This window comes from Streptomyces sp. NPDC018045, assembly GCF_044327445.1.
In the GTDB taxonomy this organism is placed as follows: domain Bacteria; phylum Actinomycetota; class Actinomycetes; order Streptomycetales; family Streptomycetaceae; genus Streptomyces.
Window position 1 is genome coordinate 82,419 of the sequence record NZ_JBIRFL010000025.1, and the last position, 21,051, is coordinate 103,469.

Sequence of the window (21,051 nt, forward strand, 5' to 3'; positions counted from 1 at the left end):
CGCGCCCCCGGGCGGCCGCCCCCGGTTCAGGCCCCCGCGGCCCTCGCCTTCGGCCGGGCCGCCTTCGCCCCTCCCGGCCGCGCGTCCTTGGCCGCGACGCCGGTCGTCAGGTAGCCGCGTACGTCCCGGCCGGCGGGCCCGCCACGGACGGCCGCCTCCGTACGGACCCACAGCAGCGCGTCGTGCTCCCGCTCCCAGCGGCCCAGCCACAGCGCCTTGGCCCACAGCCCGAGCCCCGCCCCGGCCAGCAGCATCCCGCCGGCCGCCGGCAGCGCGAACGCGGAGCCGGCCGCCGCCACGAAGGCGAGCAGCAGCCACCAGCGGTGGGCCCGCCGCCAGACCCGCAGCGTCACGGCGCGGTCCTGGAGGATCACCGACTTCCCGGCCCGGGACGCCGCCTTCGCCAGGTGCGCGTACCGCTTACGGCGCACCGCGAAGACCCCGTACGCCGCGACGACGAACAGCGCCACCCCGGCGTACACCCCGATCCGCCGCCCGGTCAGCCCGGGCACCAGCAGCCCGGCCCCGGCGGCCAGCACGCCCGGCCACCACAGCCACCCGGCCGGCGCCCGTACCAGCACCGCCACCCGCGCCAGCGCAACAGCCCCGCGACCCACGACGACCTCCTCGCTCACGATCCGGCTCCGGATCCCCGTCACGGCGGCGGATGGTAGCCAGCCCGTCTGAGAATTCCGTGAAACCCCGGGGAGCGCCGGGGGTACGCCGGGGGCACGCCCGGCGGCTCACTCCACGAACAGGCCCCGCTCCGCCGCCTTCGCGTCGAACTCCTCCAGCCGCGCCTGCGCGTCCGGCAGCGCGTCGCACATCGCCTCCAGCAGGACACGGCCCAGCAGCATCGGCGCGCAGGCCGTGTCGAAGGCGAGGCCGGTGCCGACCGCGGCGGGCAGCAGCAGGTCGGTGTGGCGGGCGACCGGCGCGAAGGCGCTGTCCGCGACGGTGACGACGGTCAGGCCGGCGGCGCGCGCGTACTCCAGGGCGTCCACGACCTCGCGCGGGTGGCGCGGCAGCGCGAAGCACAGCAGGGTGCTCGCCCCCGCCCGCACCGCCGCGTCGAGGCGGTCGGTGAGCATCGTGCCGCCCTCGTCGAGCAGCCGGACGTCCGGGTGGACCTTGCGGGCGAAGTACGCGAAGCCGGCGGCCTGCGCGGTCGCGGCGCGCAGGCCGAGAACCGGCAGCGGCCGGGAGGCCGCGAAGAGCCGGCCCGCCCGGACCACCGGGCCCGGGTCGGCCAGGACCGCCGCGAGGTGCCGCAGATTGTCGATCTCGGCCTGCACGGCCTGCTGGTACTCGTTGTACGAGCCGGTGCCGCGCGCCGTCGCGGCGGGCGCGACCTCGCGCAGGTGCTTGCGCAGCGCCGGATAGCCGTCGAAGCCGAGCGCCACCGCGAAGCGGGTCACCGAGGGCTGGCTGACCCCGGCCAGCTCGGCGAGTTCGACGCTGGAGAGGAAGGGCACGTCGGCGGCCCGGCGCACCATGCAGTGCGCGATGCGCCGTTGGGTCGGGGTGAGGCGGTGCCCTTCGAAGAGTTTCTGGAGGCGCGCCGCCGTGCCGGTGGCGGCGCCGGGGCCGGGCGCGGGTGTCCCCTCCGCGCTCGCGTCCGCCGCCGTGCCGCCGCGGTCCTCGCCGCCGTCCCCGTTCATCGCTGCCTCCCGGCCGTGTTCGCGGCCGTGCTCCCGGCCTTCGTGTCGTCGCTGTCCGTACGGGGCGGCGTACCGCGCGGATCCCGTCCCGCCGCCCGACTGTACGTAATCGGAGCGCGCTCCCCGTCCCTTTCTTCCCGCCGCACGGCGCGGCCGGTCCGTGCGGTGGCCCTCGCGCTCACAGCGCGGCCAGCCCGTCCAGCAGGCCCTCCGCGACCGCCACGTCCTCCGTCAGCGGCCGGTCGGCCATCCGCGCGTCGAGCGCCCCGGCGGCGAGCGCGAAGGCGCGCGCGGCCGGTACGGCCGGCTCGGGCTCCAGCGAGCGCATCCGCAACGCCCGTACGGCGGCGACCAGTTCACACGCGAGCACCCGCCGGTACGTGACGCAGGCGCGCAGCGTCTGGCGGGCGCCGAGCGACGCGAAGCTGGCCTGTTCCTCGACGCCGCGGGAGAGGACCGCGTGCCCGAGGGACGCGGGCTGCGAGGCGGCCCGCAGCTCGCCGAGGGCGGCCCCGGCCGCGTATTCGAGGATCATCACGCCCGAGCTGGCCGGCGCCTGGTCCCCGAGGAACGGCCGCAGCCGGGTGAGGTCCGGCTCGGAGAGGGCGGCGAGGCGGGCGGTGGACAGCAGCGCGGTCTGGAGCACGGCGAGCCGGAAGCCGTCCAGGGCGAGGGCCGGGTGCGCGGCGTAGAAGTTGCCGTGGTGGTAGGCCGCCTGGTCCGCCACGCTGATGAGCGGATTCTCGGCCGCGGCGTTGACCTCGACGGCCAGCACCCGGTCGAGGGCGTCGGCGGCGTCCAGCGCGGGGCCGTGGATCTGCGGCACGCAGCGGAAGCCGTACGGGTCCTGGAGGCGGCCGAGCGACGGCGCGGGCCGGGCCGGGGCGCCGGTCAGCTCCCGCATCCGGGCGGCGACGGCGGCCGAGCCGGGGTGCGGGCGGGCCTGTACGACCGGTTCGGCGAACGGCTCGAAGGAGCCGCCGACCGCGAGCAGGGAGAGCGCGGCGACCGGCAGGGCCGCGGCCAGCAGGCGCCGCAGTCCGTCCAGGGCGAGCGCGGCCTGCCCGAGGGTGAGCGCGTTGCTGCTGATGAGGGCGAGCGCGTCGTTGCCGTCCAGGGCGAGGGGGCGGGGCGCCCGGCCGCCGCCCGGCGTCACCCAGGGGTGCTCCCCGGCGAGCGCCAGCCCGGTCTGCGCGAGCGCGGCCAGGTCCCCGGTGCCGACCGCCCCGTACTCGTTGACGACCGGGTACGCGCCGGTCTCCAGCGCCCGGACCAGCGCGGTGATCACCTCGGGCCGCAGCCCCGCACCGCCCGCCAGCAGTTGGTTGGCGCGCACGGCGAGCATGGCGCGCACCTCACGGGCCGGCAGCGGTTCGCCGATCGCCCCGGCGTGGCTGCGCAGCAGGCGCAGTCCGTGCGCGTCGTCGGCGGCCACGTCCTCGGTGCGGTTGGCGCCTACGCCGGTACTGCGCCCGTAGACCCGGCCGGTGGCGGCGAGGCGGCGGGCGGTCTGCCAGGACTCCTCGGCCGGTACGAGGTCCCCGGGGCGGAGAGCGGCGGGGCGGGCCGCGCCGTCCGCGAGGGCGGCGATCCCGGCCACGCCGAGTCCCCGCCCGTCGAGCACGACCGCCGCTCCGCGCGCCCTCACGCCCGTACCGCCGACCCCCGCTCGCTCAGCCTCGGCGCGCACAGCATCCGCTTGCGCCGGACGCGCCGCCCCTCGATCGCCGCGACGGCCAGGCGTGCCGCCTCCTCGGCGATGCCGGTGAGGCCCCAGTCCAGGGTCGTCAGGGGCGGGGTGAGCACCTGGGAGACGGGGTGGTCGTCGAAGCCGACCACCGACAGGTCCCGGCCGACCGTCAGTGCCGCCTCGGCGGCCGCCGCGTAGACGCCGTACGCGATCGAGTCGGAGAAGCAGAACACCGCCGTCGGGCCGGGCCCGCCCGCCCCGTCCGCGCGCAGCACCCGCCGCGCGACCGCCGTCGCCTCGCCCAGTTCCTGGGCGCACGGCAGCACTTCGGCGGCGATGCCGAGGCGGTCCGCCGCCTCCCGTACGTACACGTCGGCGGGGCGGTCCGGGGTGGAGGGCCCGGTCGGGGTGAGGACCGTGACCCGGCGGTGGCCCAGCCCGGTCAGGTACTCCAGTACGGCGTCGATGCCGGCGCGGTTGTCGAACAGCACCTCGCCCGCCGTACGGGCGCGGCGCAGCGAGTCGCCGATGGACACCACCGGCACCGCCTCGGCGATCTGCGCCCAGCCCGCCGCCGAGGGGTCGACCGGCGACACCAGCAGGCCGTCCACGCGCTGGTCCCGCAACTGTTTGGCCAGGGCGAGTTCGCGCTGCGGGTCGCCGCCGGCGTCGAGGATGAGGGCGTAGCGGTCGCCCGCGAGCAGCTCGCGCCCTATCGCCGCCATCAACTGCTGCTGCCACAGGTCCTGGAGGTCGCCGGCCAGCACGCCGACCATGCTCGTCCGGCCGCTGGCCAGGGCGCGGGCGATGGGGTCCGCCTCGTAGCCGAGATCGGCGGCGGCCTTGCGCACCCGTTCCTCGGTCTCCTTGGAGACGTGGGTGCCGCGCAGGGCGTAGGAGACGGCGGCGGTGGAGAGCCCGGTGGCCTCGGCCACCTCGCGGAGAGTGGGGCGCTTACGGGGCCTGGCCATGCCGGAAGCCTACCCAAGCTCCCGGTACGCACCGCGCGTTGGTGTGCGCCCCCAGCGCCGGGTGCGCGTGGGCGCCCCCGCCGTTCTCTTGACAGCCGTTTCGGTTAATCGCTTCACTTCAACGCATCACTGAAGCGGTTAACCTCCTCGACCACCGGGAGGATTCCCGTGCCCGCCGACGTCCACCAGCACCTGTGGCCGGCGCAGTTCACCGACCTGCTGCGCACCCGCCGCACCCCGCCCCGCCTCGACGGCTGGACGCTGCACCTGCCCGGCGAACCGCCGTACGCCGTCGACCCCGCCGACCACGACCCCGCCGCCCGCACCGAACTGGCCCGCGCCGACGGCCTCGACCGGGCCCTGATCTGCCTCTCCGGTCCCCTCGGCATCGAACACCTGCCGCCCGCCGAAGCCGTCCCGCTGCTCGACGCCTTCCACGAAGGCGCGCTCGCCCTGCCCGCGCCCTTCGGCGTCTGGGCCTCCCCCTGCCTGACCGCCCCCGACCCCGGCCGCGCCCCCGTCGTACACCTGCTGCGCCGCGGCTGCGCCGGTCTCCAGCTTCCCGCCACGGCCTTGCTCGACGCTGTCGGGTGGGCGCGCTGCGCACGGCTCATCGACGCCGCGGAAGACGCGGACCGGCCCCTGTTCGTCCACCCCGGCGCCGCGCCGCCGTCCCCGCCCGGCGGCCCTGCGTGGTGGCCCGCCCTGGTCCCGTACCTCCAGCAGTTGCACGCCGCCTGGTTCGCCTTCCGCGCCTTCGGCCGTCCCCGCCACCCGCGGCTGCGGGTCTGCTTCGCCGCCCTCGCGGGCCTCGCCCCGCTGCACGGCGAACGGCTGGCCGCGCGCGGCGGCCGGGACCGCGGGCGGGTCGATCCCGGCGTCTTCTACGACACCTCCTCCTACGGCACGCGCGCCGTGGACGCGGTCGTCCGCGCCGTCGGCATCGACGCCGTGGTGAGCGGCAGCGACCGCCCGTACGCCGTACCGGAGGTGCCCGACCTCGGCGCCGCCGCCGTGCACGCCCTGCGCACCGCCAACCCCGCCCGTCTCCTCGGCCCGGCGAAAGGAACCCGCCCGTGACCCCCGAGCCCCGTACGGCCCGCCGCGAACGCCCGCCCACGGCGCCCTCCGGCGTCCCCGGCCTCTTCGCCGCCCTCCCCGCCCGCAACCTCGGCAAGCGCGAGCTGCGCACGCTCGTCGACCGGCTGGCCGGGGCGCCCGGCCTGTGGCGCGGCGAGGTCGCCTTCTCCGACGCCGAGCGGCACTACGCCTCCCTGCACCGCGACACCTACGTCGACGTGTGGCTGCTGTGCTGGACCCGGCGGAACGACACCGGCTGGCACGACCACGACCTCTCGTCCGGCGCGGTACGGGTCGTCCAGGGCGTGCTGACCGAGTCCAACCCGCGCATCGGCGGCGCCCACCTGGCCACCGCCGTCCCCGCCGGCGCCTCGTTCTGCTTCGGCCCGGACCACATCCACCGCCTCACCGGCGCCACCGACGACGCGGTGTCCCTGCACGCCTATTCGCCGCCGCTGTGGCGGCTCGGGCAGTACGCCATCACGGAGGACGGGCTGATGCGCCGCCTCCCGGTGTCGTACGCGGACGAGCTGCGCCCCCTGGAGCCGACCGCCTGCCCGGGCCCCCGTGCCCCCGGTCCGGGGACCGGTGACGCCCGCGGCGGCTTTTCCGGTCCGGGGTATTGATTTCTACATTCACCCGCGTCAATCCTGCATGGGCTCATACATCCGAGGGGCGGAAGAGGGCGGCCGATGGCGGCAGTGGTGGAACAGCGCTCGATCGATGTCGTCCCGGACGACGAACGCCACGGCACACCCGTCAGCCAGTTCACCCTGTGGCTCGGCGCCAACCTCCAGATCACCGCCGTCGTCACCGGCGCCCTGGCCGTCATCTTCGGCGCCAACGCCTTCTGGTCCCTGACCGGCCTGCTGCTCGGCAACCTCCTCGGCGGCGCGGTCATGGCACTGCACTCCGCGCAGGGGCCGCGCCTCGGCCTGCCGCAGATGATCTCCTCGCGGGCCCAGTTCGGGGTGCGCGGCGCGGTGGTGCCGCTGGCGCTGGTCATCGTCATGTACATCGGCTTCTTCGCCGGCGGCACGGTGCTGGCCGGGCAGGCGGTCGGCGAGCTGACGCACCTGGGCGACACCCCGGGCATCGTCGTCTTCGCCGCGGTCACCGCCGTCGCCGCGACGGTCGGCTACCGGCTCATCCACCTGCTGGGCCGGGTCGCCAGTGTCGTCTGCGCGCTGGCCTTCCTCTACCTCGGTGCCCGTCTGCTGGAGCGCGCCGACCTGGCCGCACTGCTGCACGACCGGTCCTTCTCCCTCCCGCTCTTCCTCCTCGCCGTCTCGCTGTCCGCCTCCTGGCAGTTGGCCTTCGGCCCGTACGTCGCCGACTACTCCCGCTACCTCCCCCGGCACACCTCCACCCGCGCCACCTTCTGGTGGACACTGTCCGGCTCGGTCCTCGGCTCGCAGTGGTCGATGACCTTCGGCGCGCTCGCCGCCGCGGCGGCACCCGCCGCCTTCGTCGGCCACGAGGTCTCCTACGTCGTCTCCCTGGGCGGCACCGGACTGATGGCCTCGGCGCTGTACTTCGTCATCGCCCTCGGCAAACTGACCATCAACGTGCTGAACGCCTACGGCGGCTTCATGTCGCTGGTCACCGGCGTCAGCGGCTTCCGCGCCCGGAGCACCCTCACACCGCGCGCCCGGGCCGCCCACATCACCGGCATCATGCTCGCGGGCACCGCCGTCGCCCTGCTCGGCAAGGGCTCCTTCCTCACCTCGTTCAAGGACTTCCTACTGTTCCTGCTGACCTTCTTCACCCCGTGGTCGGCGATCAACCTGGTCGACTACTACCTGGTCTCCAAGGAGCGCTACGACATCCCGGCGCTCAGCGACCCGGCCGGCCGCTACGGCGCCTGGAACGGCCGGGCGCTGGCGGTGTACGCGGCCGGGGTGCTGGCCCAGTTCCCCTTCCTGGCCACCCACTTCTTCACCGGCCCGCTGGTGGCGCCGCTCGGCGGCGCCGACGTCTCCTGGCTCGTCGGCCTGGCCGTGCCCGCCGCCCTCTACTGGGCCGTCACCCGCCGTGACACCGGCCGCGTGCTGCCGGGAGACCCGGGCTCCACCCCCACGGATACGGGGGAGAGCCCTACCGCGCGGCCCGCTTCCCACCCGTAATCTCGGAGCATGGCTACCCACGACCCCGAGTTGCGCAAAGAGCTCGACGCGACCCTCCAGACCCGCAAGGAGCTGGGGCCGGAGTACGAGTCCGAGCTGGTCGAGACCTTCCTGGAGAAGCTCGACAGGAGCGTCGAACAACGGGTGCGCCGGCAGTCCGCCGAGCAGCAGATGCAGGTCGCGCGCGGCGCGCAGCCGCCCCGCTCGCGGCCGGCGCCCGGCAGCACCTACGGCGAGCGCTACGGCTTCGCCACCGTCTCCCTGGTCCTGGCGATCCCGCTGTCCGCGATCGGCGCGGCCCAGGCGGACCTGATCGGGCTGCTCGTGAGCTGGGCCGGGATCGTCGGCGTCAATGTGCTGCACACGTCCGGGCTGTTCAAGCGGACGCCCGGGGAGCGCGAGCGGGAGGCGGACGGGTGGCACTGAGCGGCCGGGCCGGCGGACCGCCGCCGGACCGGATGCGCGGGGACCGCCGCACCCCGGCCGGGGCCGGGGGCGGGACGACGGCGGTCCCCGCGGGGGACGCGGACCGGTTCAGGGCCGGCCGTCGCGTCCGGGCGATCTGCGGAAGGTCCGGGAGCCGCTCCGGAAGTCCGTATCGCCACCGTCACCACTGTGCCGGGCCCGTGTTAAGCCCGTGCTGCGGGCGCGTGACGCATACGTACACCTTGCGGTGTCCGCCCGTTTCCTGACGGTCACTTGACGCCGGCTGTCCTCGGCGCAGCGCACCGCACGTTCCGGGCCCCCCGACGCCCTTCCCTAGCCCTGCTTGGCCTCACGCGCCAGGAAGGCGAGCAGGTCCTGCCGGCTCACCACGCCCTTCGGCTTGCCCTCGACCAGCACGATCGCCGCGTCCGCCTTCTCCAGGACCGCCATCAGGTCGCCGACCGGCTCGCCCGAGCCGACCTGCGGCAGCGGCGGGCACATGTGCTTCTCCAGCGGGTCCGAGAGCGACGCGCGCTGCGCGAACAGCGCGTCCAGCAGCTCCCGCTCCACGACCGAGCCGACGACCTCCGCCGCCATCACGTCGGGGTGCCCGGCGCCCGGCTTGACGATCGGCATCTGCGAGACGCCGTACTCGCGCAGCACCTCGATGGCCTCGCCGACCGTCTCCTCCGGGTGCATGTGCACCAGCGAGGGCAGCGCGCCCTCCTTGTGCCGCAGCACGTCGCCGACGCGCGCCGCGGGACCGGCGTCCTCCAGGAAGCCGTAGTCCGCCATCCACTCGTCGTTGAAGATCTTGCTGAGGTAGCCGCGCCCGCTGTCCGGCAGCAGGACGACCACCACGTCGTCCGGGCCGAGCCGCTGGGCGACCTCCACACCCGCCACGACCGCCATGCCGCAGGAGCCGCCGACCAGCAGGCCCTCCTCCTTGGCCAGTCGCCGGGTCATCTGGAAGGCGTCCTTGTCCGAGACCGGCACGATCTCGTCCGCGACCGTACGGTCGTAGGCGCTCGGCCAGAAGTCCTCACCGACGCCCTCGATCAGGTACGGACGGCCCGAGCCACCGCTGTAGACCGAGCCCTCCGGGTCGGCGCCGATGACCTTGACCCGGCCCTCGCTGGCCTCCTTCAGGTACCGGCCGGTGCCGCTGATGGTGCCGCCGGTGCCGACGCCCGCGACGAAGTGAGTGATCTTTCCCTCGGTCTGTTCCCACAGCTCGGGACCGGTCGTCTCGTAGTGCGAACGGGGGTTGTTCGGGTTGCTGTACTGGTCCGGCTTCCAGGCGCCCGGCGTCTCGCGGACCAGCCGGTCCGAGACGTTGTAATACGAGTCCGGGTGCTCGGGGTCCACCGCCGTCGGGCAGACCACGACCTCGGCACCGTACGCCCGCAGCACGTTGATCTTGTCGGTGGACACCTTGTCCGGGCAGACGAAGATGCACTTGTAGCCCTTCTGCTGGGCCACGATCGCCAGGCCCACCCCGGTGTTTCCCGAGGTCGGCTCGACGATGGTGCCGCCGGGCCGGAGCTCACCGGACTTCTCGGCGGCCTCGATCATCCGTACGGCGATCCGGTCCTTCACCGACCCGCCCGGGTTGAAGTACTCGACCTTCACCAGGACGGTGGCCTGGATCCCCCGGGTGACATTCCTGAGCTTCACCAACGGGGTGTTGCCGACGAGCTCGATCATGGATTCGTAAAACTGCACGGTGGTCTCCGCTGTCGGGGGCGCGCTGTCCTGCGCCCATCCGACCAGCCTATTGCCCGCCCCCGTGGAGTCGCCGCGCGTTGCGCGGCCCGTCCGACGGGGCACCACCTTGGTGTGGCGCTTCTCGTCGCCGCCGCCACGACGTCCCGTCCCGGGGACCGCGACCCGCGCGCGGTACCGATTCCGCCACCGTCCCGACTCCATCCATCAGCCACTCCACACCACATTTCGCACGCACTGCACGGGGAGGTGCCCGGCCTATGCCGATGACGATGTCCAGGGCGAGGGTGGCACGGCGGATCGCCGCCGCCGCCGCGGTGGGCGGCGGCGGGATCGGTCTGCTCGGCGTGGCCGGTGTCGGCCTGCTGCTGACCGAGGTCCGCCTCGCCCGCCGCACGGTCGGCGGCGCCAGCGCCGTGCCGCCCAGCGCGGACGGCCGCTACGGTTCCGCCTTCGCCCACCGCACCGACCGGCCGCCGCTGCGCCTGGGCTTCCTCGGCGACTCCACGGCCGCCGGCCAGGGCGTCCACCGGCCGAGCCAGACACCGGGCGCGCTGCTCGCCTCCGGCCTCGCCGCCGTCGCGGAGCTGCCGGTCGACCTGCGCAACGTGGCGCTGCCCGGCGCCCGGTCCGACGACCTCGACCGGCAGGTGTCCCTCGTCCTGGCGGAGCCGGGGGGCGCGCCCGACGTCGCCGTCATCATGATCGGCGCCAACGACGTCACCCACCGGGTGCCGCCGGCCCGCTCGGTGCGTCTGCTGTCCGACGCGGTGCGCCGGCTGCGCGAGGCGGGCTGCGCCGTGGTCGTCGGCACCTGCCCCGACCTGGGCACCATCGAGCCGGTCTACCAGCCGCTGCGCTGGGTCGCGCGCCGCCTGTCCCGGCAGCTCGCCGCCGCGCAGACCATAGGGGTGGTGGCGCACGGCGCCCGTACGGTCTCGCTCGGCGACCTGTTGGGCCCCGAGTTCGAGGCGCACCCCCGCGAACTGTTCGGCCCCGACAACTACCACCCCTCCGCCGAGGGCTACGCCACCGCCGCGATGGCCGTACTGCCCACCCTCTGCGCCGCCCTCGGTCTGTGGCCCGAGGAGGAGCACCCGGAGCCGCACCGCCGCGAGGGCATCCTCCCGGTCGCCGAGGCCGCCGCCCAGGCCGCCGACGAGGGCGGCACCGAAGTCACCCCCACCCGCACCCCCTGGGCCCTCCTCAAGCACCGGCGACGGCGGCAGATCCCCACACCGGAGCCCACGGAGTCGGCGGTACGGACGTCCCACGGTGACGGGGTGGGCCGGTCCGGGCCCTGAGGGCGGGCGGGGCGAGAACGGCCCGTCCGGCCGTGCGGGCGCCCGCCGTCGGCGCGACGTGCCGCGGGCGTGCGACCGCCGTCCGACGACCGCCGGGCCCGCCGTGCCCCCGCCCTCGGCGGGCCCGGCGCGGCGCGGCGGTAAGCACTCGCTTAGAAAAGAGCCCGACATCACAACCCGCACCGCGTGACCTCCGCCCTACGGCCGGGTAACTTCCCCCACAGTCCTGCCCGCCCGCCAGTCACCCTCTGGAGCCGTCATGCCCGAAGCCGTGATCGTTTCCGCCGCCCGCTCCCCGATCGGCCGCGCCTTCAAGGGCTCCCTGAAGGACGTGCGCCCGGACGACCTGACCGCCGGGATCATCCAGGCCGCGCTGGCCAAGGTCCCCGCCCTGGACCCGAAGGACATCGACGACCTGATGCTCGGCTGCGGCCTGCCCGGCGGCGAGCAGGGCCACAACCTGGGCCGGATCGTCGCCGTACAGATGGGCCTGGACCACCTGCCCGGCTGTACGGTCACCCGCTACTGCTCCTCCTCCCTCCAGACGACCCGCATGGCGCTGCACGCCATCAAGGCGGGCGAGGGCGACGTCTTCATCTCGGCCGGCGTCGAGACCGTCTCGCGCTCCGTGAAGGGCACCTCGGACGGCCTGCCCGAGACCCACAACCCGCTCTTCGCCGACGCTGAGGCCCGTACCGCCGCCCGTGCCGAGCAGGAGGGCGCCGACTGGCACGACCCGCGCGAGGACGGCCTGCTGCCCGACCCGTACATCGCGATGGGGCAGACCGCCGAGAACCTCGCCCGCGCCAAGGGCATCACCCGCCAGGACATGGACGAGTTCGGCGTACGGTCCCAGAACCTCGCCGAGCAGGCGATCAAGAACGGCTTCTGGGAGCGCGAGATCACGCCGGTGACCACGCCGGACGGCACGGTCGTCGCCAAGGACGACGGCCCGCGCGCGGGCGTGACCCTCGAAGGCGTCCAGGGCCTCAAGCCGGTCTTCCGGCCCGACGGCCTGGTGACGGCCGGCAACTGCTGCCCGCTCAACGACGGCGCCGCCGCCCTCGTCGTCATGTCGGACACCAAGGCCCGTGAGCTGGGTCTGACCCCGCTCGCCCGGATCGTGTCCACCGGCGTCAGCGGCCTGTCGCCGGAGATCATGGGCTACGGCCCGGTCGAGGCGTCCAAGCAGGCCCTCCGGCGGGCCGGGCTGGGAATCTCCGACATCGACCTGGTCGAGATCAACGAGGCGTTCGCCGCCCAGGTGATCCCCTCGTACCGGGACCTCGGCATCGACCTGGACCGGCTCAACGTCAACGGCGGGGCGATCGCCGTCGGCCACCCCTTCGGCATGACCGGTGCCCGGATCACCACCACGCTGATCAACTCCCTCCAGTGGCACGACAAGCAGTTCGGCCTGGAGACGATGTGCGTGGGCGGCGGCCAGGGCATGGCCATGGTCATCGAGCGCCTGAGCTGACCGCGGCCGGAGCGCGGCGCCGTCCACGGCGGACGGCGCCCGCCCGGCGAGCGCGGACGGCCCGCCGTGGGGCGCGGGCGGGGCGGTATCGGCGACCGTACGTGTCCGTACGCCCCCCATCGGCGCCACACCCGCACCCTGCGTCCCAACTGACATACACACAGCGACCGTCGGTGAGCTGCGTCACCGGTTGACGAGATCGCGATCAAATCTCCCCCAGGATTGTGACCAAAGCCCGCACGGGACCACGTCCTCGCAGGTCAGAGCTGACTCACCCGAACGCACGAGGTCCAAGTTCCCGTCCGGTCGAGGACCTGAGGCACTGGGACCGGTCGCCGACGACCGGCAGCCTGATGTAGGAAGTCGGGGGACATTCTGCTAATGGGAGTACGTCAGTGAGCGCCATCACTCTTGCCCTGCTGCTGGCCGCGGCTGCCGCCGTGGCTCTGGGAGCGGCCGCCCTGCACACCGCCCACGCGCTGCGCCGCCAGGTCGCCGGGCTGCGCGCCGAGCTGCTCGCCGCGCACGCGAAGACCCGCGCCGAGGCGCGTGCGCAGTCCGCCGTCGCGAGCATCCCCGCCGCCCGCACCACCCCGGACACCGAGCACGCGCTCGCCGACATACGGGCCGCCGTCGCCGACGCGCTGGCCGAGGAGCGCGAGCGCGAACTCGCCGAGGCCCGGGCCTTCTGGGCCGCCCAGGAAGCCCGGGACGCCGCCGACGCCCCGTCCCTGATGGGCCCGCTGGACGGCGGCCTCGACCACCTCGACCCGCACGAGCGCCTCGACGACATCTGCTTCCTGCCCCGGCAGGCGGACTTCGCCGGGCTGGAGCCGCTGCTCGGCCCGGACGCGCCGCACACCGCCGACGGGCCGGGCGCCCTGGAGCCGGTGGACGCGCTGGAGAGCGAGGCCGCCGAGGAGGCCGAGTCCGCCGAGCTGGCCGCCGCGCGCCGCCGCCACCCCTCGCACCCGGACTTCACCCCGTCCCCGGCCGTCGGGGACCACGAGCGCACCGTCGGCCGCCTGGAGGAGCTGGCCCGCGACCGCACCCCGCTCGCGGACGTCCGCCCCGGCCCGCTCGGCACCCTGGACGTGTACGTCTTCACCGACGGCACCACGATCTGCATGACGCCCGGCCACCGCGAGACCGCCGAGCGCGTCGCCGCCGCCCTGCGCGAGGGCCGCACCCCCGTCCTGCTGGGCGGCTCCGGCATCTCCGGCGCCTTCGCCCTGACCTTCTCCTGGGGCCCCGCCACCACCGACAGCGTCTACATCCTCGCGGACCGCGTCATCGCGTCCCTGTGAGGATCCGGCCGGAAGCAGCCGCTCCCCGGGGGCCTCAGCAGCGCTCCGCGGCCCCCCGCACCAGCTCCACCGCCGCCGCCAGCTCACGCTCGTCGCCGGCCGAGCGCACCGCCTCCACCAAATCGTGCCCGGCCACCGCCACTTGGTCCCCCACCGCGAACATGCCCGCGTCCGGGAACTCCACCGGCTCCCGCCGCGGGTCCTCGACGCGCTGCGCCCGCACGGCCAACTCACGGGCCAGCGCGAGCGCTTCGGCCGCGGCACCGCGCGCCAGGGCGCTCTGCGGCAGCGCCCGCAGGCGGTCGGCGAGGGCGTCCACGGCGGTCTGCAAAGGCGTCACGTCAAGCACAGCCCGAGCTTATGCGCCACTCCCGGGTGGTTGCCAACACCCCAACGGTCAGGCACGGTGGGCTGAAGGACCAGCATCGAACGCGTCCGGAGGCGCCGATGTCTCAACTCTTCTCCGAAGAGACCCACCGGAACCTGCTTTCCCGCATCCCCCACTGCACCGGCCGTGAAGTCTCCGACTGGCTTCGCACGGTAGATGAAGGCCCCGCTCTCTTCCGCTTCGAGGAGAAGGTGAGCTGGCTCCGGGGCGAGCACAACCTCGCTTACGGACACGCCAAGGCGATCGTCCACGAGTACGACCTCAGGCGCGCCGCGCGCAAGCTGTAGCCGTGCCGCCGCAGAGAACGCCGAAGGGCCCGTGGGAACGTCCCACGGGCCCTTCGTCATGTCGGAGCCGGGCGTCGGCCGCCGCAGCGCCGGATCATCAGTCCCTGAGGATCGAGATCAGCCGCAGCAGCTCCATGTAGATCCACACCAGCGTCACGGTCAGGCCGAACGCGGCCAGCCACGACTCCTCGCGCGGAGCGCCGTACGCGATGCCGTCCTCGACCTGCTTGAAGTCCATGGCCAGGCACAGCGCGCCGAGCACGACGCCGACGACACCGAACAGGATGCCCATGCCACCGCTGCGGAAGCCGAGGCCGTCACCGCCGCCGAAGGCCATGAACAGCACGTTGACCAGCGACAGCAGCACGAAGCCGAGCAGCGCGATCATCAGATAGCGCGTGAAGCGGGCGGTGACCCGCACGATGCGGGTCTTGTAGGCGACGAGCATGGCGACGAAGACCGCCATCGTGCCCATCACCGCCTGCATGGGCGCGCCGGCCAGCTTCGGCACATCGTTGATCGCACCGCTGAGCGCACCGAGGAACAGGCCCTCGAACGCGGCATAGGTCAGGATCAGGGCCGGCGAGGGCTTGCGCTTGAAGGACTGGACGAACGCCAGCACCATCGCGATCAGCCCGGCGCCGACGGCGAAGCCGAGGCTCTTGGTCAGGAAGATCCACCCGACCGCCGCACCGGCGATCACGGTGCCCAGCGTCATGCCGGTGCGCAGCACGACGTCGTCCATCGTCATCCGGCGGGTCTGCGGCGCGTACTGCGGCGCCTGGGTGCCCTGCGCGGCGTCCTGGGCGTACGGGTTGCCGCCCTGGGCGTACGGGTTCGTTCCGGCGTAAGGGTTCGCTGCGGGGCCCCCGGCCTGCGGCGGCGCGTCGAAGCCCGCGTAGCCGTTGTTGTCGCGGCTGAACCCCCGTCGCGAGAAGACCGGGTTGCTGCTCCTCATCTCACTCCTCCATGGCCGCCCTGCGCGGCCTTCCCACAAGGGTAATGGCTTGGCAAAAGCACGTTCTAGTTCTTGAGCAGGATCTTCACCGCAACTTCGGGTGATCAATCCCGCACGGGGACGATTCCCCCGGTGGGTCACGTCCGTAGGACGTACGGGAGGCCGGGAAGGTGCCCGGACGCCGTTGAGGGACCGTACGCGGGCAGCGTGCGGTCCCTCAACGGGTTTCGGCGACCGGTGGCCGCCGCCGGCGGGTCACTCGTTGTTGACACCGTTCTGGGAGAGCAGCGGCAGCTTGTCGATGAGGTGCGACAGCGCCTGGTCCTGCTGGCTCTCGGTCGAGTTCTCGACACACTGCTGGTGCTGGTCGGAGGACAGGATGTCCTGCACACCGACGTTGACCAGGGCCACGATGTTCTGGACGTTGGTGATCGGGATACCGATGCACAGCTTGTTCAGCGAGTTGCCGATGAGCGTGGCGCTCGGGCTCATGTCGCCCTCGGTGCGGTTGTTGCCGAACGACTGGGCCGAGTGGTTGCCGTTGGCCGTCCCCGTGTCGCGGCCGTCGCCCACCGCCATGGCCTGCGGAGCCGCCGCCGCGGAGATACCGACCAGAGACGCGGCAACTGCCACGCCCGCCATCATCTTGTTCATCTCGAAACCCCTTCAGGAAATGAACTCCCATGACGAAGGGAGCCCTGTAAGCAACAACCGGTCACGGCCGGGAAAGTTGCGCATCATCACCCGAACAGATCGACATTCCAGTTCCCGGTCCGGTATCCCACTCTTCCGTGTGGCTTTCGGCAGCCCCGGCCGGAGACGATTCCCCGGTCCGCCGGACAGCGAAAGGGAAAGAATTTCCGCATGGCCGCCCCCACGGACGCGATGCGCGTGCAAGAGGAAATCATCGACGCGGTGCGCCGCGGCGACGACGCCGGCGTCGACACCCTGCTCGGCCGCTTTGCCCGGGTCGCCGATTTCGAGGCGCTGATGAGACTGCGCAGAGCATTGCTGGAGGCACCGGAGGAGACCGGCTGACACCGGCGCGCCCGTCGGCCCGGAAGAGGAAAGGGCCCGTACTGCCGGTCGGCAGTACGGGCCCTTTCCCGGTCACCTGGCGACGGCATCCATCACTGGTTGTTGGTGCCGTTGCCGGAGAGGATGGGAAGCTTGTCGATGAGGTGCGACAGCGGCCCGTCGCCCTGGACCTGGGACGAGTTCTCGACACACGTCTGGGTCTGGTCCGAGGACAGGATGTCCTGCACACCGATGTTGACCAGGGACACCAGGTTCTGCACGTCCTGGACCGGCAGCGCGATGCAGGGCTTGTTGAACGAGCCCTGGATGAGCGCGAACTGCGGGCTCATGTTCCCCTCGGTGGACATGTTGCCGTACACCTGGGCCGCGCCGTTGCCGTTGTACGTGCCGATCTTACGGGCGTCACCGACCGCCGACGCCTGTGGAGCGGCGGCGGCCGAGATACCTACGACAGAGGCAGCCGTGGCCAGTGTTGCCAGCGCCTTCTTGATCATGTGTGATCCTTCGCGTTTCGGGATGCTCTTTACCCGGGGCAGTTTGAACAACTCGGTGTGATGAGCTTGGTTGTGCCCCATCACTCAAATGATTTCGCGCGCAACCGAGCGGGAGACTGTGCCGCCGGTGACCGATCCGGCCGTCCGGTTATGACCGCGACGCCCCGGAAATCGGCCGCGTCCGGCAGCGAAACCGCGGGCCGGACGTTACTTTCCGGCCGGCTTGGCCACCTCGACGCCCCGCAGCCCCGGTGTCTTCTGGGTGACATCCCCGACGGTGTGCAGCAGCTTCTTCGTGGCGCGGGAATCCTGTAGATCGCCTGCGGTCTCCTCGACGGTCCTGACCACCGGGTCGAGTTGCCGGCCGTCGAGCTGCTTGTTCTGCAGGGCGTCCGCAAGGCCACCGTTCAGACTGAAACTCGGCACCTTCCCCGGAGTGCCGGCGAAAACGGGGGACGCCGCTCCCAGGGCCATGACGGAACCGGCCAGAAATGCGGCGGTCTTCGCGTACTTCACTTTCCGCTGTCCTTTCCTGAGCGGTGATGTCGACAGCCGCGGCCGAACGTGCCGCGCGACCTTCCCGGCATATCCCGGACCACCGCCATTTTGGTGTTCAACGACTCCGGCCCGAAAGAGAAACCCATCCGTTTCGCCACTTCCCGGCCCCCTCGAACGCGACCGGCCCCGGCACGCTTGGCTGGCGCGCCGGGGCCTTTCGCTCCATCTTCTGCTACCCGTCCGACGCGGTACGTCAGTCGTTGACGCAGGTGTTGCCGAACGCCGGGTTCAGCAGCCCGATGATGTCGATCGAGTTCCCGCAGAGGTTGACCGGGATGTGGATCGGAATCTGCAGGACGTTGCCCGAGAGGACGCCGGGGGAGTTCTGCGCGGCGCCCGAGGTACCCGCGTCGGCGAACGCCGGGGTAGCGGCCCCGGCCGCCATGAGCGTTCCAGCAGCGACTGCGGCAACCTTCGCGTACTTCACTTTCAGCCCTTTCCGCAGCGGAGTCTGAAACGGTCACGTCCTTCGTGCCGCACGGGCGTCCACAGGATTGCCCGTAACACCGCTACCAATATACGTAACGATTCGTCCGCGCCTACGAAACTCCCGCGAAGTCGATTTTCACGAGGAATCGCCCAGATGGTTCAGCGCGGCCCGAGATAGAAGAGTGGGGGTGCGGGAACTGCATGCGCTTTTTGTAAAGCGCAAAGGCCCGAGCCGTTCAGGAGGAGAGAACCGACGTCCCGGGCCTTTTACGGCAGTCCGGTTTAGCTGTTGTTGACGCCGTTCTCGGACAGCAGCGGGAGCTTGTCGATGATGTGCGACAGCGCCTGGTCGCCCTGCGACTCGGTCGAGTTCTCGACACACTGCTGGTTCTGGTCCGAGGACAGGATGTCCTGTACGCCGACATTGACCAGTGCCACGATGTTCTGCACGTTCGTGATCGGAATGCCGATGCACGGCTTGTTGAGCGTGCCTTGGATCAGGCTCAACTGCGGGGACATGTCGCCCTCGGTGTCGGAGTTGCCGAATGCCTGCCCCGCGCCGTTGCCGTTGGCGGTCGAGGTTCCGCGTCCGTCGCCGACCGCCATGGCCTGCGGCGCCGCCATGGCCGAAACGCCGACGATGGACGCGGCTACGGCCGTCGTGGCCAGGAACTTCTTGATCACGATTCACCCTTCTCGAAGCGGAGTGCCCGTTTCCGGAGCGTCCTGGACAACTCGCGTCCGCCAGTTCAGTTTCGCCGGTTCACCCGAATGCCACGAAACCGTAGACACATATCACCGCATCGCCGGGCCCCGGCGGTGTGCACACGACCGGGAACTCGCGGCGCACCGCCGCCGGTCCTGAATCGCGAAAATGAGCGAAACCCCCGCCGGCTCCGCCCACCGTGCCTTTCCCCGGGTCGGCTGTCATAATCCCGCCGCACAGAGAAAGGCCCCGCGATGCGCGGGGCCTTTCCTGGTCTCAGCGGTTCGGCGGCCCGAGGTGCCGTCCGTCCCGCGGAAGCCGGCTCACTGCTCGACGTTGCCGATCGCCAGGCCGACCTTGGTGACGTTCTTCTTGTACTTGAACTTGTACGTGTCGTTGTCGTTGTACGTGTACGCCTTGTTGTCGTTGTACTCGTTGTGCTCCTTGTGCACCCGGTCACAGTGGAACTTGCCGTACTTGGCACCGCAGTTGTTGCCGGCGCTCAGGCGCGGCGCGTCGTCCCAGGACGCGGCGGAGGCCATGCCCGAGAGCGGGACGACAGCAAGGGCGGCGATGGCGACCGCGCCGGCGGTACGACCGATGAACTTGCGCATGCTTTCTCTCCTCGTGCGCAGAAATGTGACACGGGATGTCTACCGCGGCCACATCCGGTCGAACACGCACTGCCATGTGATATATCTGTTCGGGTCCGAAGTGCGACCATTTGCAGCACCAGCGTTTCCCCCGTGGAAATGCTTGCGCTATCCACGGCTCCGCGCATTCGCACGGTGCGCCGAATGCGGGCCGGGCCCGCCGCGGAGCGCGGTGCCCGCCGGCCGTCCCGCGCGGCGGGACACCCCGCGCCGGCGTGAGCGGGCGCGGGGAAGGGCGCGCCGCCCGGCACACTGGACGGGAGCGGGGACGCGCCCCGGGAGTCCGGCCGTGTCCGGGCGCACACGTGGAGGAGCGATGTCCCAAGGCAGGCGGCACCTGACGATCACCACGGTCGTCGACGCCGAGGAGTGTGCGGTGCTCCGGGTGGCCGGGGAACTGGACGTGCACGCGGAGCGGCAGTTCCTGGACGAGTCCGGGGCCGTGATCGCGGCCGGGCACCGGTTCCTGGTGCTGGACCTGACCGCGCTGCGGTTCTGCGACTCCCGCGGGCTGAACTGTCTGCTCGCCCTGGAGTGGCTGTGCCGGCGCATGAACGGACGGCTGCTGCTCGCCTCCCTGGGCGTCCGCGTCCTGCACGTCCTCCTGGTGACCCGGGCCGTGGACGCGCTGGCGTGCTTCCCGACCGTCGGGCACGCGCTGGCCGCCGTCCCCGAGGAGGTCCGCCCGGCCTGGCCGCCCGGCGGGACGGCGCCCGCCGACGGCGACGGCGGGCGGGGCGTCGATGCCGAGGACAGCGGTGACGACGGCGTCAAGACACGTGACGCGGACGCCTAGCGGTCCTACGATCGGGAACGGCCGCGGCGGGGCAGCCGGGGCCGGACCGCTCCAAGGGCGCCCGACGGCAGCCCGCGGGCATCGCGAGCCCTGATCGCCGGGCGGGCGAACCGCCGGTACCGGCGGTCAAGTGCTGTGCCCGGAGCCGGACTTGAACCGGCACGGCCCGAAGGCCAGCGAGGTTTAAGCTCGCCGTGTCTGCATTCCACCATCCGGGCCTGGGATCCCCCATGCCGCCTCAAAGGGGGCAGCACGAGCCTAGCCCGCAGTACCGGCCGAACAGGGGGCCGTCTTCCCGAGGTTGTCTTATTTTATTGGCAACTGAGGGGTCATCAGCGGTTGGTACGGGCCTTCGGCACATGCCCGCGGCCCAACCCCGCCGCTCCGGCGCCTGCCGTGGGCCGGGTCCGGATTGACGGAAACTCGATGCCGTGCGTGCGCCCCCGCGAGCGCCCTTCCGCCCCCGCGCGCCTCAGGGTCTGCCTCATACCCAGGGATGACCGCCCGGGCCCGCGCTACCTCCCAGGGCTTCCCCAGGACCGGCTCAGGGGCTGACGTTGCCGTACCGGCGGCTGCCCCACGATGGAACGGGCCGCCTCCCACCGGCCCCGACGGTCCCGACGTTCGACAGGAGTCCCTCCCCGTGACCACCCCCCACACCGGCGTTCCGACCGCCACCCGCGCCACGGTGGCCGCCCGCGCCACGGATCTCACCAAGGTCTACGGACAGGGCGAGACCCAGGTGGTCGCGCTGGACCAGGTGTCCGTCGAGTTCCGGCAGGCCGAGTTCACCGCGATCATGGGCCCCTCGGGGTCCGGCAAGTCCACCCTCATGCACTGCATGGCCGGGCTGGACGCGATATCCCGCGGCTCGGCCCTGATCGGGGACACCGAGCTGACCGGCCTGAAGGACAAGAAGCTCACCCAGCTCCGCCGCGACAAGATCGGCTTCATCTTCCAGGCGTTCAACCTGC

The 21,051-nt window shown here is 72.5% G+C and carries 24 protein-coding genes and 1 tRNA gene; 11 read left to right on the forward strand and 14 right to left on the reverse strand.

Annotated features, from left to right (window positions below):
• Positions 1–26: 26 nt before the first annotated feature.
• The 4 genes from ACH4EB_RS32620 to ACH4EB_RS32635 all read right to left on the reverse strand — a co-directional run bounded on the left by ACH4EB_RS32620 (position 27) and on the right by ACH4EB_RS32635 (position 4,322).
• Positions 27–617: a hypothetical protein gene (locus ACH4EB_RS32620; protein ID WP_398351836.1), complete on the reverse strand. Its 591-nt coding sequence runs from the start codon at positions 615–617 to the stop codon at positions 27–29.
• A gap of 126 nt (positions 618–743) precedes the next feature.
• Positions 744–1,661 carry a MurR/RpiR family transcriptional regulator gene (locus ACH4EB_RS32625; RefSeq protein ID WP_398351796.1) on the reverse strand — a complete coding sequence of 306 codons (918 nt, stop codon included), beginning with the start codon at positions 1,659–1,661 and terminating at the stop codon, positions 744–746.
• 178 nt (positions 1,662–1,839) lie between these two features.
• Positions 1,840–3,309 carry an aromatic amino acid ammonia-lyase gene (locus tag ACH4EB_RS32630; RefSeq protein WP_398351797.1) on the reverse strand — a complete coding sequence of 490 codons (1,470 nt, stop codon included), beginning with the start codon at positions 3,307–3,309 and terminating at the stop codon, positions 1,840–1,842.
• Entirely contained in the window at positions 3,306–4,322 is a 1,017-nt protein-coding gene (locus ACH4EB_RS32635; protein ID WP_398351798.1) for a LacI family DNA-binding transcriptional regulator, read from the reverse strand. Before ACH4EB_RS32635 ends, ACH4EB_RS32630 begins: the two co-directional genes overlap by 4 nt.
• 168 nt (positions 4,323–4,490) lie before the next feature.
• Between ACH4EB_RS32635 and ACH4EB_RS32640 the strand changes: the two genes are divergently transcribed.
• From ACH4EB_RS32640 to ACH4EB_RS32655, 4 genes are all read left to right on the forward strand, one after another.
• On the forward strand, positions 4,491–5,402 hold the full coding sequence (locus ACH4EB_RS32640; RefSeq protein WP_398351799.1) for an amidohydrolase: 912 nt from the start codon (positions 4,491–4,493) through the stop codon (positions 5,400–5,402).
• The gene (locus ACH4EB_RS32645; RefSeq protein ID WP_398351801.1) at positions 5,399–6,028 is read left to right on the forward strand and encodes a cysteine dioxygenase; all 630 of its coding nucleotides are present in this window, start codon (positions 5,399–5,401) and stop codon (positions 6,026–6,028) included. The genes ACH4EB_RS32640 and ACH4EB_RS32645 overlap by 4 nt, the downstream gene beginning before the upstream one ends.
• A gap of 66 nt (positions 6,029–6,094) precedes the next feature.
• Entirely contained in the window at positions 6,095–7,528 is a 1,434-nt protein-coding gene (locus ACH4EB_RS32650; RefSeq protein WP_398351803.1) for a purine-cytosine permease family protein, read from the forward strand.
• A 9-nt stretch (positions 7,529–7,537) separates the two neighbouring features.
• Positions 7,538–7,954 (forward strand): hypothetical protein, encoded by a 417-nt coding sequence (locus ACH4EB_RS32655; protein ID WP_398351805.1) that lies wholly within the window; start codon positions 7,538–7,540, stop codon positions 7,952–7,954.
• A gap of 333 nt (positions 7,955–8,287) precedes the next feature.
• Here the strand turns inward: ACH4EB_RS32655 and ACH4EB_RS32660 are convergent, their stop codons facing one another.
• Complete coding sequence (locus ACH4EB_RS32660; protein ID WP_398351807.1) at positions 8,288–9,679, reverse strand: cystathionine beta-synthase; 1,392 nt, start codon at positions 9,677–9,679, stop codon at positions 8,288–8,290.
• 260 nt (positions 9,680–9,939) lie between these two features.
• Here ACH4EB_RS32660 and ACH4EB_RS32665 point away from each other — a divergent pair, with 260 nt between their 5' ends.
• The 3 genes from ACH4EB_RS32665 to ACH4EB_RS32675 all read left to right on the forward strand — a co-directional run bounded on the left by ACH4EB_RS32665 (position 9,940) and on the right by ACH4EB_RS32675 (position 13,770).
• Positions 9,940–10,983: an SGNH/GDSL hydrolase family protein gene (locus ACH4EB_RS32665; protein WP_398351809.1), complete on the forward strand. Its 1,044-nt coding sequence runs from the start codon at positions 9,940–9,942 to the stop codon at positions 10,981–10,983.
• 259 nt (positions 10,984–11,242) lie between these two features.
• Complete coding sequence (locus ACH4EB_RS32670; RefSeq protein ID WP_398351811.1) at positions 11,243–12,463, forward strand: acetyl-CoA C-acetyltransferase; 1,221 nt, start codon at positions 11,243–11,245, stop codon at positions 12,461–12,463.
• A 395-nt stretch (positions 12,464–12,858) separates the two neighbouring features.
• Entirely contained in the window at positions 12,859–13,770 is a 912-nt protein-coding gene (locus tag ACH4EB_RS32675; RefSeq protein ID WP_398351813.1) for a hypothetical protein, read from the forward strand.
• Between the two features lie 34 nt (positions 13,771–13,804).
• Here ACH4EB_RS32675 and ACH4EB_RS32680 read toward each other — a convergent pair whose 3' ends face one another.
• Positions 13,805–14,119, reverse strand: coding sequence for a hypothetical protein (locus ACH4EB_RS32680; RefSeq protein WP_398351814.1), 315 nt, complete (start codon positions 14,117–14,119; stop codon positions 13,805–13,807).
• A 98-nt stretch (positions 14,120–14,217) separates the two neighbouring features.
• Between ACH4EB_RS32680 and ACH4EB_RS32685 the strand changes: the two genes are divergently transcribed.
• Positions 14,218–14,445 (forward strand): DUF4287 domain-containing protein, encoded by a 228-nt coding sequence (locus ACH4EB_RS32685; protein ID WP_003984087.1) that lies wholly within the window; start codon positions 14,218–14,220, stop codon positions 14,443–14,445.
• A 97-nt stretch (positions 14,446–14,542) separates the two neighbouring features.
• Here the strand turns inward: ACH4EB_RS32685 and ACH4EB_RS32690 are convergent, their stop codons facing one another.
• Both ACH4EB_RS32690 and ACH4EB_RS32695 read right to left on the reverse strand, forming a co-directional pair.
• On the reverse strand, positions 14,543–15,403 hold the full coding sequence (locus tag ACH4EB_RS32690) for a Bax inhibitor-1/YccA family protein (protein WP_398351816.1): 861 nt from the start codon (positions 15,401–15,403) through the stop codon (positions 14,543–14,545).
• Between the two features lie 255 nt (positions 15,404–15,658).
• Positions 15,659–16,057, reverse strand: coding sequence for a rodlin (locus tag ACH4EB_RS32695; RefSeq protein WP_398351818.1), 399 nt, complete (start codon positions 16,055–16,057; stop codon positions 15,659–15,661).
• Positions 16,058–16,267: 210 nt separating this feature from the next.
• On the opposite strand from ACH4EB_RS32695, the gene ACH4EB_RS32700 reads away from it, so the two are divergent.
• Positions 16,268–16,441, forward strand: a complete 174-nt coding sequence (locus ACH4EB_RS32700) for a hypothetical protein (protein ID WP_398351820.1) — start codon at positions 16,268–16,270, stop codon at positions 16,439–16,441.
• 92 nt (positions 16,442–16,533) lie between these two features.
• Here the strand turns inward: ACH4EB_RS32700 and ACH4EB_RS32705 are convergent, their stop codons facing one another.
• The 5 genes from ACH4EB_RS32705 to ACH4EB_RS32725 all read right to left on the reverse strand — a co-directional run bounded on the left by ACH4EB_RS32705 (position 16,534) and on the right by ACH4EB_RS32725 (position 19,242).
• Positions 16,534–16,935 carry a rodlin gene (locus tag ACH4EB_RS32705; RefSeq protein WP_398351821.1) on the reverse strand — a complete coding sequence of 134 codons (402 nt, stop codon included), beginning with the start codon at positions 16,933–16,935 and terminating at the stop codon, positions 16,534–16,536.
• Between the two features lie 207 nt (positions 16,936–17,142).
• Positions 17,143–17,451 carry a hypothetical protein gene (locus tag ACH4EB_RS32710; RefSeq protein ID WP_398351822.1) on the reverse strand — a complete coding sequence of 103 codons (309 nt, stop codon included), beginning with the start codon at positions 17,449–17,451 and terminating at the stop codon, positions 17,143–17,145.
• Positions 17,452–17,686: 235 nt separating this feature from the next.
• Complete coding sequence (locus tag ACH4EB_RS32715; RefSeq protein WP_031009422.1) at positions 17,687–17,920, reverse strand: chaplin; 234 nt, start codon at positions 17,918–17,920, stop codon at positions 17,687–17,689.
• Between the two features lie 284 nt (positions 17,921–18,204).
• Entirely contained in the window at positions 18,205–18,606 is a 402-nt protein-coding gene (locus ACH4EB_RS32720; protein ID WP_398351824.1) for a rodlin, read from the reverse strand.
• Positions 18,607–18,951: 345 nt separating this feature from the next.
• Positions 18,952–19,242 (reverse strand): hypothetical protein, encoded by a 291-nt coding sequence (locus ACH4EB_RS32725; protein ID WP_398351826.1) that lies wholly within the window; start codon positions 19,240–19,242, stop codon positions 18,952–18,954.
• A gap of 355 nt (positions 19,243–19,597) precedes the next feature.
• On the opposite strand from ACH4EB_RS32725, the gene ACH4EB_RS32730 reads away from it, so the two are divergent.
• Entirely contained in the window at positions 19,598–20,077 is a 480-nt protein-coding gene (locus ACH4EB_RS32730; RefSeq protein WP_398351828.1) for an STAS domain-containing protein, read from the forward strand.
• A gap of 136 nt (positions 20,078–20,213) precedes the next feature.
• Here the strand turns inward: ACH4EB_RS32730 and ACH4EB_RS32735 are convergent.
• Positions 20,214–20,295 (reverse strand) — tRNA-Leu (locus tag ACH4EB_RS32735).
• A gap of 425 nt (positions 20,296–20,720) precedes the next feature.
• Here ACH4EB_RS32735 and ACH4EB_RS32740 point away from each other — a divergent pair.
• Positions 20,721–21,051 (forward strand): ATP-binding cassette domain-containing protein (locus tag ACH4EB_RS32740; RefSeq protein ID WP_398351830.1); only part of this gene is annotated, 331 nt, incomplete at its 3' end.